Here is a 13,026-nt window from a genome sequence, read left to right as displayed (position 1 = left end):
TTCCCCGTGCGGAACGCGCACTTCCAGGACACATCACCCAGCGTGACGGGGCATCGCCGGCCGGACGTTGACGGTGGCCGTCATTTGGGGGTTACTGTCATTTGACAGTGACTCCCCCTCAGGTCTCCGGAGGTTTCCGTGACCACCCCGCCCACCGATCAGGCACAGGCACCACCCGGACCCGACCCGCGGCGCTGGCTCGCGCTCGTCGCCGTCGCCCTCAGCGTCCTGGTGATCAGCTTCGACATGACGGTCCTCAACGTGGCGCTGCCCACCCTGGCCTCGCAGTTGGAGGCCACCACCGGGCAGCAGCAGTGGATCGTCGACTCCTACACCGTGGTCTTCGCCGCGGTGATGCTCCCGGCCGGACTGATCGGCGACCGGTTCGGGCGCCGCTTCACCCTGACCCTCGGCCTCGCCCTGTTCGGCCTCGCCTCCGCCGTCGGCATGCTCGCCGACAGCCCCGCCACGCTGATCGCCGCGCGCGCCGCGATGGGACTGGCCGGCGCCCTGGTGATGCCGATGTCCCTGGCCGTGATCCCCGGGCTCTTCCCGCCCGGCGAGCAGCGCCGCGCCACCTCGCTGCTGGCCGCCGCGCTCGCCGTCGGGACCCCGCTCGGCCCGCTGATCGGCGGTTTCCTGCTCCAGCACTTCTGGTGGGGCGCGATCTTCGCCATCAACCTCCCGCTGGTCGCGATCGGCATCACCGCCTGCCTGATCCTGCTGCCGGAGACCCGCAACCCCGCCGCGCCGCGAATCGACCTGCTCGGCACCCTGCTCGGCGCCGGCGGGCTCGCCGCGCTCACCTACGGCATCATCGAGGGCCCCGAGCGCGGCTGGTCCGACCCGCTGGTGCTCGGCATGATCGGCGGCTCGCTGGTCGCGCTCACCCTCCTGGTCCTGCGCAGCCGCCGGCAGCGCGACCCGATGCTCGACCTCACCCTGCTCGCCGACCTCGCCTTCCGCTGGTCGGCGGTGGCCGCGACGCTGGTCTCGGTGGTGCTGTTCGGCGCGTTCTTCGTCCTTCCCCTCTACTTCCAGAGCGTGCTCGGCTCCGACGCGTTCGGCACCGGCCTGCGGCTGATGCCGATGATGGTCGGCCTGATGGTGGCCGCCCGGATCAGCGACAAGCTGGTCACCCGGACCGGCCCCCGGGCGGTGATCACCCTCGGGCTGGCCGTCCTGGCCGTCGCCCTGCTGCTCGGCAGCCGCACGGACGCCTCCGACGGCTACGGCCTCGCGGCGGTCTGGCTCACCCTGCTCGGGTTCGGCATGGGCCTGTCCCTGATCACCGCGCAGGCCACCGCCCTGCTCACGCTGCCGCCCGCCCGGGCCGGCGTCGGCTCCGGGCTGCTCCAGACCTTCCGCCAGGTCGGCGGCGCGATCGGGGTCGCCCTCTTCGGCAGCCTGCTGGCCGACTCGTACCGGGGGGCGCTGGACACCGCCGGGCTCGCGGCGGACACCGCGGACCGGGCCGGGCAGTCGGTGGTGGCCGCCGACGCGGTCGCCGCCGGGACCGGGGACCAGGCGCTGGCCGCCTCCGCGCACACCGCCTACGTGCACGGGATGACCGTGGTGCTGCTGGTCGCCGGGGTGGTCGCGGTGCTCTCGGCGGTGCTGGTGGCCCTGCGGATGCCGTCCGTCGAGCCCGCCGGGCCCGCGCAGCCGGCCGCCGGCGAACCGGACACCGGCGGTCCCGGGACCGAACCCGGCGGCGAACGCGGTCCCGGGACCGAACCCGGACCGTCCGCCGTGCCCGCGGCCGATCACGGATAATCGAAGGTATGAGCGCAGCGCAGCCGACAGCGGCACCCCCGGCGGGCCCGGCCAACCCGGTCCAGGCCTTGTTGGAGGCGCCGCTGTCGCTGCGTGAACGGAAGAAGCTGAAGACCCGCCAGGCCATCCGCCGCGAGGCGTACCGGCTCTTCACCGAACAGGGCTACGAGAGCACCACGGTGGACCAGATCGCGGCCGCCGCCGAGGTGTCGCAGTCCACCTTCTTCCGGTACTTCGCCACCAAGGAGGACGTCGTCCTCACCGACGAGTACGACCCGGCGATGATCACCGCCCTGCTGGCCCGGCCCGCCGACGAACCGTTCCTGCGCTCCTGCCGCGAGGCCCTCATCGAACTGATCCGCGAGCTGCTCCAGCACGAACGCGACGAACTCCTCGCCCGGATGCGGCTGGTCGTCGAGGTCCCCGCGCTGCGCGCCCGGATGCACGACACCGCCAACGACCCGCGGCAGCTCTACCTCACCGTGCTGATGCGGCGGGCCGGCGTCCAGGAGCCGACCTTCGGGATGCGGATCACCGCCGCCTCGCTCAGCGCGGCCACCACCGAGACGGTGCTGCGCTGGGCCGAGGGCGGCGGCAGCGAGGACATAGCCGAGCTGGTCGACCACGCCTTCGCGATCCTGGAGAACGGCTTCACCGACCTCCGGTAGGGCCCTGCCCCGTACGGTCCCGCACGTGCGGCGGGGCCCGGTCGCCGCACCGGACCCCGCCGCCCCGCCGCCCGGCGCTACCCGCGCCGGACCCCCGCCCGCCGCCGCAGTGCGAGGCCGGCCCCCGCGATCGCGGTGACGCTCAGGGCCGCGGCCGCCGTGGCGGCGGGCAGCACGCTGCCGCCACCGCCGTCGGCCGGTTCACCGGCGGCGTCCGGGCGGTAGCCGCCGCCCTTGCCCGCGCGGTCGTACGCCGAGCCGGGCAGCTTGTCGCCGTACCGGTCCCGGACCAGTTGCCGGTACGCCGCCAGGCTCACCCCGGAGGCGCCCACCGAACGACGGGCCTCGTCGTCCAGCGGCAGCACCCGGCCGTCCCGCAGCACGTACCAGGCGTTGAGCTGCGGCTCGCGGAACGCGGTCCCGCCACCGGTGCGGGCGGCCTGCGCCGCGTAGTCGCCCTCGTCGCCGCCGGAGGCGATGTTGACGACCCGCCAGGTGTCGCCCTGCTTCACCGTCCAGACCGAGGCCACCTGCCCGTCCGCCGAGACCACCCGGCTCGCGGTGAACTCCGCCCTGGCCACCGGCGCTCCCGGGGTCCCGGCCACGAAGGCCGCGTCCAGGGTGTAGACCGGCACGGTCTCGCCGGCCAGCCGCGGGGCGGCCGCGCTCGCCGCCCGTGCCTCCTCGGCGGCGCCGACGGTGAGCTGCCCGGTCGGCGGGACGCCCTTGCGGGCGAAGAAGCGGCCGAGCTGGTCGAGCACGGCCGGGCTCTGCACCGCGCTCCTGGCCTGCGCCAACTCGGCGGCGGAGACGGGTGCGGGGCCCTGCGCGGGCTCGGCCGCGGTGGCCGCGGGAGCGACGGCCAGGCCCAGCCCGGCCGCCAGCAGGACGGCGGCGGCGGCGTTACGGATGCTGGTCATGGTCGCCCCTCACGCGCCGATCCGGTACAGGGAGTGGGTCCAGGAGAACGTGCCGTTGGACACGTAGTAGTTGTAGTCCGCCCAGTTGTAGCGGTTGTTGGACGGCCACGGGTCACCCCAGTAGACCCAGTTCTCGGCGGTGTCGAACCCGTAGAGCACGTGCATGTGGCCGCCGCCGGAGCTCCACTGGATCCGGGTCTCGATCGGCCGGTTGGCGTTCACCTCGGTCTGCACCGTGCTGTACCGCAGGTAGCCGGTGACGTACGAGCCCGGGTTGATGCCGACCCACCGCAGGCCGTTCTGCACGTCGCCCAGGGTCGCCTGGCTGTTGGGGCAGCCGGAGTTGGTGGAGCGGCCGAACGCCGCGTTGCAGAACTGGTTCTGGCTGTAGTTGTAGCCGTACCAGGTGGCGATGGTGTTGCCGCTCGCCGCCCAGCACCAGTTGGTCTGCTGTTGCTGCTGCATGGTGATGTTGAGCCGCTTGAAGGTGGCGGCCAGATCGGCCGTGGCACCCGCCGCAGCGGCGGGCCTGACCTGCGAGGTCCCGGCGAGGCCCGTGGGGGAGGCCTGGGCCGGGGTGACGGCCGCGACGCTGAGCGCCGGACCGAGGACGCCGAGCGCGAGCACCGAGACGGCGCGACGCAGGCGTGTCCGAGGAACTGACATGGGGGATTTCCTCCTTGCGACAGGCAGAGGAGTCGAGAGGTGTGGGGGTGCGGTCCGGATCGCGCCATGAGCATCGCGCCGTTGACATGGCCGGTCAACGCCCCTCGGAGGCCGGCCGACCCGGGTGTGAACGGCCCGCCCCCGGTGTGAACGCCGCCCCGGAACCCCCGCCGGGAACGCCCCTGCCGGTGACAAACCCCCTTCCACATGTGAATATTCACGACCAGCCGGGCCCGCCCCGTCCGCCACCCGAGGAGGCCGCCATGCAGCGGACCGACCACCCCGACCTCGCCACCGCGCTGCGCACCGGCCCGTTCCACCTCGCCCTGCGCACCGCCATCGCCGCCCGCGGCCTCGCCCTGCACCGCGTCCGCGAACACCTCGCCCTGCGCGGCGTCCACATCGGGGTCACCAGCCTCAGCTACTGGCAGCAGGGTCACCGGCGCCCCGAACGCACCGAATCCCTGCGCGCGGTCCGGGCGTTGGAGGAGGTGCTCGACCTCCCCGAACACTCCCTCACCCGGCTGCTCGGCCCCCGCCGCAGCACTCCCGCCGACCCGGCCGGCCCCGCCGTCCGCCCCTACCGCGACCTCATCACCCCGCCCACCGCCGTCGACGACCTGCTCGCCACCATCGCCGGCCCGCGCGACACCGGGCTGCACACCATCACCCACATCGAACGGATCCGGATCGGCCCCGAACGCCAACTCGTCCGCCGGGACTCCCAGCACGCCCTGCGCGCCCACCGCGACGGCATCGACCGCTACCTCGCCATCCACCAGGGCGACCCCGGCAGCGACATCGCCCGGGTCGGCGTCAGAGCCGAGGAGAACTGCCGCCCCGGCCGGATCCGCCGAGACCAGGCCCACGACCTGCTGGTCGCCGAACTCCTCCTGGACCGCCGCCTCCGCGCCGGCGACACCCACCTGCTCGGCTACGGCTTCGACGACGCGCCGTCACCCACGCCCAGCTGCGAGTACGTCCGCGGCTTCAACTCCGGCGCCGGCCAGTACGTCCTCCAGGTCACCTTCCACCCCGCCGCCCTCCCGGTCCGCTGCCGCCGCTTCGCCCGCCGCTCGCCCGGCGAGAAGCCCTACGAGAGCGAGGAGTTGACCCTCGACGGCCACCACTGCGTCCACCTGGTGGCCACCGCGCTGCAGCCGTGCCTGCTCGGGATCCGGTGGGACTGGGAGTAGCCGGCCGGGGTGCTCCGTGGTGCCGGACCCTCGGGGCGCGCGCCCCCGCGGCGCCCGGCGTCCTCAGGCCGCCGGGTCGTCGGCCGTGCGGCGGGTGTCGTACGAGGGGTCGACGGTGCCGAACAGCCGGTCCCAGACGGTGGTGTAGAAGCCCAGGTTGACCCCGGGATCGAGGTGGTGGCCGACGTGGAACATCGGCAGCGCCACCCAGCGGAACACCGCGAGCCGCCGGACCCGGGCCGGGAAGGGCTCCACCCCGAGGTGGCCGAGCAGGCCGAAGACCAGGTTGACCACGATGTAGCCGGCCAGGGCGAGGGCGGAGATCTCCCAGAGGCAGAGCACCGCGAGCCAGGTCCCGCCGAAGCCCAGCACCTCCAGCGGGTGCAGCACGAAGAGGGTGGACGGGCGCGGGTCCGGGTAGCGGTGGTGCATTTCGTGCGCCAGGCGGTAGAGCCGGCGGCGGTGGGCGAGCCAGTGGCCCGCGTACATCAGGGCGTCCATCACCAGGGAGAACAGCAGCAGGTCGACCAGCGCGCGCAGGCCGGTGTCCGCCGACAGCCGCAGCCGGCCGTCCCGCCAGAGCACCCAACCGGCCACCCCGACGGCGGAGTTGAGCAGGACGGCGGTGGCCGTCAGCAGCCACTCGCGGCGGTCCGGCGGCGGGGGCTGCGGGGCCACCCTCCGGTCGCCGAAGCGGCGGACCAGCAGGCCGCCGGCGACCACCGCCACGGCGAACAGCGCCAGGTTTCCGGCCAGCGCACCGGCCACCACCTCCACCGGGCCGAGCCGGCCCGCCCACCCGAGCAATCCGTCCAGCGTCACGGTCGCCTCCCCCGGCCGTCGTCACGGCCGCCCCGTCCGGATCGGACGCCGGCCCGGCACGGGCGGTTCCCCCGCCCGGTCCGGGTGCCGGCTCCGGCTCCGGCTCCGGCTCCGGCTCCGGCTCCGCTCAGGCTACTCGGGCGGCTCAGACCCGGAACTCCAGCACGGTGCAGTCCTCCACCGGCCGGTAACCGATCTGCTGGTAGATCGAGTTGCTCGTCGGGTTGCCGAGGTCGGTGTACAGCAGCACCTCCGTCGCGCCGAGCCCCAACACGTGGGCCGAGGCGGCCGCCGTGACGCCGCTGGCGTAACCGCGCCCGCGGTGCTCGGGCGGGGTGTAGACCGGGCCGATCCGGGACATCCCGGCGACCACCGGGCTGTGCCCGGCGAGCGCGACCGGCTGTCCGTCGTCCTCCCAGAGATGCAGCTGCCGGCCGGCGATCCGGTCGGCGGCGAGTGCCGCGACGCCGGCGGCCGGCACCCCGGCCTCGACCACGAACCGTCCGAGCCAGTCGACCACCGTCTCCCGGTCGGCCGGACCGGCGAGCCGGGACCGGCCGGCCGGCGGGCGCGGCGGTTCGGTCAACCCGCCCAGCCGGTAGAGCCGTTCCCTGGTCCGGACCGACCCGGTGGCACCGGTGGCGGCCTGCCAGGCGGCGGCGAACACCGCCGCGGCCGCTTCGCCGCCGGCGACCTGCCCGATGTCCGCGAGACCTGCCCCGGCCCTGGCCCCGGCCGCCGTTCCGTCCTCGGCCCCGCCCGCCGCCCCGGCCCCGGGCCCGGCCCCGGCCGCCGCAAGCTCGACAGCCAGCTCGGCGGCCGCCGGCTCCGGCATCTCCCCGAGCCGCAGTCCGAACGGGGGCGTCCGCACGAAGGCGCCGCCGACCGGCCCGCCGGGCTCGGGGCGCCACCAGCCGAAGAGCGGCGTCTCCGGGCCGTAGTAGTGCGGACCGCGCTCCCGCAGCCGGTCCGCCACCGTGAGCAGCACGGTGTTCCGGGCCGGACTCGCGGCGAGGAACCCGCCCGCCCGGGAGTGGAAGTCGTCGACGGAGGTGCTCAGGGTCCAGGCCATGGCCCATCCTCGCCCGGCGCCTCCTCCGCCCACCACCCGATTACCGGGCGGCGGTCACGAGTCCGCGCCGCCCGCCTCCGCCGACACTCCCAGCCGCTCCGCCAGCACCGCCGGGTCGGTGGTCGGCGCGTCGCAGGCGAAGTGCCGGCAGACGTACGCGGTGGGCGCCCCGCCCACCAGCGGCCGGTCCGTCAGCAGCGGCACCTCGTCGCCGCCCGCGCCCGGCTCGCCGAGCGCGACCACCGCGCCGGGCGCGGTGCCCAGCAGGGCGGCCCGGTGCAGCGCGGCCGTCGCCCGGTCCCCGGCCGGACCGACCACGGCCACCTCGCGCGGCCCGTCGGCCAGTGCCTCGGCGGCGGCCAGGCCCCAGCCGATGAACCGGGGCGCACGCGGCGCGAGCGCGCCGACGATGGCGAGCGCCCGCTCGGCGGCGGTCCGGTGGCGGGCCGAGCCGGTGTACGCGGCGTACGTGAGCAGGGCGTTGGCGGCGGCGGTCCAGCCGGAGGGGGTGGCGTTGTCGGTCGGGTCCTGCGGACGCCGGATCAGCTCCTCGGCGTCGTCGGCGGTGTCGAACAGCGCGCCGGTGGTCTCGTCGGCGAAGTGCTTCAGCACGGTGTCCAGCAGCCCGCCGGCCAGGTGGAGCCACTCGGCCTCCCCGCTGACGGCGAACAGCGCGAGGAAGCCCTCGGCGGTGTCGGCGTAGTCTTCCAGCACGCCCGCGTTGGTGCCCGGGCGGCCGTCCCGGGAGGTGCGCAGCAGCCGGCCCTCGGGGGTGAGGTGGACGGCGAGCAGCAGGTCGGCGGCGCGTTCGGCGGCCTCGACGAGGTCGGGCCGGTCCAGCAGGGCGCCGGTCTCGGCGAGGGCGGCGACGGCCAGCCCGTTCCAGGCGGCGACCACCTTGTCGTCCCGGGCGGGTGCCGGGCGCGCGGCCCGCGCCTCGAACAGCCGGGCCCGGACGCGCTCGTACGCGGCTTCGTCCGCGGGGTCGGCGAGCAGCTGGAGCACCGAGGTCCCGTGCTCGAAGGTCCCCGCCCCGGTCACCTCGAACAGCTCGGCCGCGTACCGGCCGTCCTCCTCCCCCAGGACCTCGGCCAGCTGGGCGGGCGTCCACACGTAGTACGCGCCCTCGACCGAGCGGCCGGTCTCCGGGTCCGGGCTGTCGGCGTCCAGCGCCGAGGCGAACGCGCCCTCGGGGGTGCGCAGTTCGCGCAGCAGGAAGTCCGCGGTGGTCAGCGCGGTGCGGCGGGCGAGCGGGGATCCGGTGGCCCGCCACAGGTGCAGGTAGGCGCGGAGCAGCAGCGCGTTGTCGTACAGCATCTTCTCGAAGTGCGGGACGACCCATCCGGCGTCCACCGCGTACCGGGCGAAGCCGCCGCCGAGCTGGTCGTGGATGCCGCCGCGGGCCATCGCGTCCCCGGTGCGGACGGCCATCTCCAGCGCCGCCTCCGAACCGGTCCGGGCGTGGTGGCGCAGCAGGTACTCGACGACCATGGCCGGCGGGAACTTGGGCGCCCCGCCGAATCCGCCGCGCCGCTCGTCGAAGTCACGGCTGAGCGCGACCAGTGCCTCGTGCAGCCCGGTCTCCCCGGGCGGCTGGTGGACGCCGCTGCCGACCGCGTACACCGAGGCCCGGTCGGCCAGGTCGGCCCGGATCCGGGCGGCGACCTCGCCGACCTCGTCGCGCCGGTCCCGCCAGGCCGCGTGCACGCCCTCCAGCACCTGGCGGAAGGACGGCATGCCGTGCCGCGGCTCGGGCGGGAAGTAGGTGCCGAAGTAGAACGGCTCCTTGTCGGGCGTCAGGAAGACGGTCATCGGCCAGCCGCCCTGCCCGGTCGCCGCCTGCACCGCCTCCATGTACACGGCGTCGACGTCCGGGCGTTCCTCGCGGTCGACCTTCACCGCCACGAACCGCTCGTTGGCGTACGCCGCCAGGGCCTCGTCCTCGAAGGACTCGTGCGCCATCACGTGGCACCAGTGGCACGCCGCGTAGCCCACGCTCAGCAGCACCGGCACCCCGCGCCGTTCGGCCTCCGCGAACGCCTCGGGGCCCCACGGCCACCAGTCCACCGGGTTGTCGGCGTGCTGCTGGAGGTACGGGGACGTCGCGTCGGCGAGGCGGTTCGGCATGCCCCCATCCTTGCGCATCCGGCGCGTCGGAGGGGGCCGACCTCACTCCTTCGGAGCCTCCGGCTGCTCGACGAAGTCGACCTTCTTGAACTGCCGGTTCATCGACTTGGCCAGGAACCAGGTGGCCACGCCGAGGGCGGCGAAGACGACGAAGCCCAGCAAGCCGGGAGTGACCTTGGCGTCGTCGACGGCGAGCTCGGCGGCGAGGTGGGTGAGGTTCACGGAGGCGCTCATATCTCTATGGTGGCCCGGCTCACGGGGAGCCGGGCCGTCGGGGGGTGGTTCAGTCGCGCGTGTCGGCCGCGTCGGCCGCCAGGCTGGGGGTGCGAAGGCCGGCGAACAGGTCGTCCTCCGGCAGGTCCACGTCGATCAGGGTACGGGCGAGCTCGTAGTCCTCGGTGGGCCAGACCTCGCGCTGGACCTCCAGCGGGACGCGGAACCAGGGGCCGTCCGGGTCGATCTGGGTGGCGTGCGCGATCAGCGCGCGGTCCCGGGTCTCGAACCAGTCGTCGCACCGGACCCGGGTGGTGATCTCGCGCTCCTTGCGGCCGCTCTTCTCCCAGCCGGCGATCCACTCGCCGTAGGGGGACTCGTGGCCGTTCTCGGTGAGGTACTGGTGCAGCGCGCGGATCCGGCCCATCGGGAAGCCGTGGTTGTAGTAGACCTTCAGCGGCTGCCAGGGCTCACCGGCGTCCGGGTAGGCGTCCGGGTCGCCGGCGGCCTCGAAGGCCACCATGGTGATCTTGTGGGTCATGATGTGGTCGGGGTGCGGGTAGCCGCCGTTCTCGTCGTAGGTCGTGATGACCTGCGGCTTGAACTCCCGGATCAGGCGGACCAGTGGTTCGGCCGCCTCCTTCACGTCCTGGAGGGCGAAGCACCCCTCGGGCAGCGGGGGCAGCGGGTCGCCCTCCGGCAGGCCCGAGTCCACGAAGCCCAGCCAGGCCTGCTCGACCCCGAGGATCGCGCGGGCCTCGTCCATCTCCTTGGCCCGGACCTCGTGGATGTTCTCCTCGATCTCCGGCCGGCCCTGCAGCTTGGGGTTGAGAACCGACCCGCGCTCCCCCCCTGTGCAGGTGGCCACGAGCACGTCCACCCCCTGGTCGACGTACATGGCCATGGTCGCCGCGCCCTTGCTGGACTCGTCGTCCGGGTGGGCGTGCACCGCCATCAGTCGCAACTGCTCAGTCAACGCGTGCGTTCCTTCCACAATGTCTGGGCGTCCCGCGCAAACCGGTCTGCCCACCGTCTGAGCCGCTCGGTACGGGGACCGCGTCACCGCGGGACCGGCCGCCGCACCTGTCGCCGACACGGCCGAGCCCCGCCCCCGCCGGACCGGCCGTGGGCGTGCCCCTCCTATAGTGACGGACAGGAGGAGCACCGCATTCCCCCGCACCACCCGCGCGGCTCCCTCCCCACGAGAGGACTGAGCCCGATGACCGCAGGCACCCGGACGCCGCAGCTGCCCGAGGGGCGTTACGGACGGCGCGGCGACCGCGAGGCGGACCGCCGGCTCAAGGTGGTCGGTGCGGTCTGCGGAGTGCTGGCCCTGGGCCTGATCACCTGGCTGGGCGCTTCCTACCTGATCCGCGAGACGAAGATCAACGGCGCCGTGCCGTCCTTCGAGGCGGTCTCCGACACCGAGATGCAGCTGCACCTGTCGGTGCGCAAGAGCGACGGCACCGCCGGCAGCTGCACCGTCCGCTCGCAGAGCGAGAACGGCGCGGTGGTCGGGGTGGCCGACTTCCCGGTGCCGGCGGACGGCTCCGGCTACGACGCGGTGGTCAGCCTGCGCACCACCTCCCGCGGCACCACCGCCCAGCTGCTCGGCTGTACTCCCGAGTAGCCTCCCGCGGGGGGCCTCCCGCCGGTATTCGGTGGCGGCGCCGCCCGCCCGGGGCGCATATTCGATCAGGAGAGCGGGCATCCGTAGGGGAAGTCCCGCGCACCGATCCTGTACACCTCGGCGCAACGCCGATGTCAATGACGCGCCAACGACCCTCCCGCTTGTCGGCGGGAGTTGTTAGGCTCGTGGTTTCGCCCCTTCCGCACCAGCTGGTACGGGAGCGGGCGTTGCTTTGTAGTTAAGACCGATATCAGCACCACCAGACGCGCTGACGACTCACACCCTCAGCACAGCCCCAGCACCTACGAGGAGCACCCGTGACCCAGACCAGCGAGAACGTGACCTGGCTCACTCAGTCCGGCTACGACCAGCTCAAGGCCGAGCTGGACCACCTGACCGGCCCCTGGCGCATCGAGATCGCTCAGAAGATCGAGGCCGCGCGCGAAGAGGGTGACCTCAAGGAGAACGCCGGTTACCACGCGGCCAAGGAGGAGCAGGGCAAGTACGAGCTGCGCATCCGCCAGCTCACCCAGCTGCTGGAGCGCGCCAAGGTCGGCGAGGCTCCCGCCGACTCGGGCGTGGTGGCTCCGGGCATGGTCGTGACGGTCGCCTTCGACGGCGACGAGGACGACACCATGAAGTTCCTGCTCGGCTCGCGCGAGGTGGCCGGCGACGACGACCTGGACATCTACTCGCCGCAGTCCCCGCTGGGCCGTGCCATCGACGGCAAGACGATCGGCGACGAGGCCACCTACGAGCTGCCGAACGGCAAGCAGGCCATGGTCAAGATCGTCGAGGTCAAGCCCTACACCGGCTGACCCGGCCGACCGGCCCGCGCGCCCGGCTGACGAACACCGCCGGGCCCGCGCGCCGACCGATCCGCAGCGCGCGGGTACGCGCCACAGGGGTCCGCGCCGCAGCGCCGCAGCGCGCGGGTCCGCGCCGCAACGGTCCGCGCCGGCGGCCGACGAGGCCGCAGCGGCCGGCACCGGCCGGTACCGGCCCCGACCCCGCAGAACGCCGCCGAGGGCGGCCGTGGCACTTGTCCACGGCCGCCCTCGCGCGTACCCGCCCCCGGTCAGCCCACGGCCGAGCGGTACTTGCGCACCGACAGCCAGGAGAACACCGCGATGATCGCCAGCGACCAGAGCACCGACATCAGCTCCGCGTGCTGCATCGGCCAGGCGTCGTCCACCGGCCCCACCTGGTTGCCGAAGAGGTTCCGACAGGCCTGCACGGTGGCGCTGAACGGGTTCCAGTAGGCGATCCCCTGCAGCCAGCCCGGCATCGAGCTGACCGGCACGAAGGCGTTCGAGATGAAGGTCAGCGGGAAGAGCCAGATCAGCCCGGCCGAGGTGGCCGCCTCGGGGCTGCGCACCGAGAGGCCGATCAGCGCGCCGATCCAGGAGAAGGCGTAGCCGAGCAGGAGCAGCAGCCCGAACGCGGCCAGCGCGGACAGCAGCCCCTCGTGGATCCGCCAGCCGACCAGCAGCGCCACCAGTGCGAGCACCACCAGGGTGACCGCGGTCTGGACGAGGTCGGCGAGGGTGCGGCCGACCAGCACCGCCGAGCGGGCCATCGGCAGCGCGCGGAACCGGTCCACCAGGCCCTTGGACATGTCCTCGGCGATGCCGGCGGAGGCGCCGGCCGTGGCGAAGGTGACCGTCTGGGCGAAGATGCCGGCCATCAGGAACTGGATGTACGTCGAGGAGCTGGACTGCGTCCCGGGGATCTGGATCGCCCCGCCCATGACGTACGAGAAGAGCAGCACGAACATCACCGGCTGCATCAGGCCGAACACCACGATCTCGGGTATCCGGGTCATCCGCCGCAGGTTGCGCTTGGCTACCACCCAGGAGTCGTGCAGGGTGGCGGCCGCTCCCCGGCGCTGCTTGGGCACCGCCCCGCCGATGGCGTGCTCGGTGGCGGTCGTCAT

At 73.9% G+C, this 13,026-nt stretch carries 13 protein-coding genes; 5 read left to right on the top strand and 8 right to left on the bottom strand.

What is annotated here, in order from left to right; translation table 11 throughout:
* Positions 1–138 precede the first annotated feature (138 nt).
* Complete coding sequence (locus tag AC067J_RS12320) at positions 139–1,776, top strand: MFS transporter (protein WP_478298259.1); 1,638 nt, start codon at positions 139–141, stop codon at positions 1,774–1,776.
* Positions 1,777–1,784: 8 nt separating this feature from the next.
* On the top strand, positions 1,785–2,444 hold the full coding sequence (locus AC067J_RS12315; RefSeq protein ID WP_478298257.1) for a TetR family transcriptional regulator: 660 nt from the start codon (positions 1,785–1,787) through the stop codon (positions 2,442–2,444).
* Positions 2,445–2,521: 77 nt separating this feature from the next.
* Here the strand turns inward: AC067J_RS12315 and AC067J_RS12310 are convergent, their stop codons facing one another.
* Positions 2,522–3,364: a hypothetical protein gene (locus AC067J_RS12310; RefSeq protein ID WP_478298255.1), complete on the bottom strand. Its 843-nt coding sequence runs from the start codon at positions 3,362–3,364 to the stop codon at positions 2,522–2,524.
* Positions 3,365–3,373: 9 nt separating this feature from the next.
* Complete coding sequence (locus AC067J_RS12305) at positions 3,374–4,030, bottom strand: papain-like cysteine protease family protein (RefSeq protein WP_478298253.1); 657 nt, start codon at positions 4,028–4,030, stop codon at positions 3,374–3,376.
* A gap of 263 nt (positions 4,031–4,293) precedes the next feature.
* On the opposite strand from AC067J_RS12305, the gene AC067J_RS12300 reads away from it, so the two are divergent.
* Positions 4,294–5,226, top strand: coding sequence for a hypothetical protein (locus AC067J_RS12300; protein ID WP_478298251.1), 933 nt, complete (start codon positions 4,294–4,296; stop codon positions 5,224–5,226).
* Positions 5,227–5,289: 63 nt separating this feature from the next.
* Here AC067J_RS12300 and AC067J_RS12295 read toward each other — a convergent pair whose 3' ends face one another.
* The 5 genes from AC067J_RS12295 to mca all read right to left on the bottom strand — a co-directional run bounded on the left by AC067J_RS12295 (position 5,290) and on the right by mca (position 10,436).
* Positions 5,290–6,048: a sterol desaturase family protein gene (locus AC067J_RS12295; RefSeq protein WP_478298250.1), complete on the bottom strand. Its 759-nt coding sequence runs from the start codon at positions 6,046–6,048 to the stop codon at positions 5,290–5,292.
* 145 nt (positions 6,049–6,193) lie between these two features.
* Positions 6,194–7,120 (bottom strand): GNAT family N-acetyltransferase, encoded by a 927-nt coding sequence (locus AC067J_RS12290; RefSeq protein WP_478298248.1) that lies wholly within the window; start codon positions 7,118–7,120, stop codon positions 6,194–6,196.
* Between the two features lie 54 nt (positions 7,121–7,174).
* On the bottom strand, positions 7,175–9,247 hold the full coding sequence (locus AC067J_RS12285; RefSeq protein ID WP_478298246.1) for a thioredoxin domain-containing protein: 2,073 nt from the start codon (positions 9,245–9,247) through the stop codon (positions 7,175–7,177).
* A gap of 42 nt (positions 9,248–9,289) precedes the next feature.
* The gene (locus AC067J_RS12280; RefSeq protein ID WP_327680241.1) at positions 9,290–9,481 is read right to left on the bottom strand and encodes a hypothetical protein; all 192 of its coding nucleotides are present in this window, start codon (positions 9,479–9,481) and stop codon (positions 9,290–9,292) included.
* A gap of 49 nt (positions 9,482–9,530) precedes the next feature.
* Positions 9,531–10,436: a mycothiol conjugate amidase Mca gene (gene mca, locus AC067J_RS12275; RefSeq protein WP_478298244.1), complete on the bottom strand. Its 906-nt coding sequence runs from the start codon at positions 10,434–10,436 to the stop codon at positions 9,531–9,533.
* A gap of 243 nt (positions 10,437–10,679) precedes the next feature.
* Between mca and AC067J_RS12270 the strand changes: the two genes are divergently transcribed.
* Both AC067J_RS12270 and greA read left to right on the top strand, forming a co-directional pair.
* Entirely contained in the window at positions 10,680–11,090 is a 411-nt protein-coding gene (locus AC067J_RS12270) for a DUF4307 domain-containing protein (RefSeq protein ID WP_478298243.1), read from the top strand.
* Positions 11,091–11,407: 317 nt separating this feature from the next.
* A complete protein-coding gene (greA, locus tag AC067J_RS12265; protein WP_478298242.1) occupies positions 11,408–11,908 on the top strand; it encodes a transcription elongation factor GreA in 501 nt (166 codons plus the stop codon).
* A gap of 260 nt (positions 11,909–12,168) precedes the next feature.
* Here the strand turns inward: greA and AC067J_RS12260 are convergent, their stop codons facing one another.
* On the bottom strand, positions 12,169–13,026 hold the full coding sequence (locus AC067J_RS12260; RefSeq protein WP_478298240.1) for an ABC transporter permease: 858 nt from the start codon (positions 13,024–13,026) through the stop codon (positions 12,169–12,171).

This window comes from Kitasatospora sp. NPDC042419, from assembly GCF_056437345.1.
The sequence above is the reverse complement of the archived record's forward strand: the minus strand, read 5'-3'. Positions and strand labels throughout refer to the sequence as shown.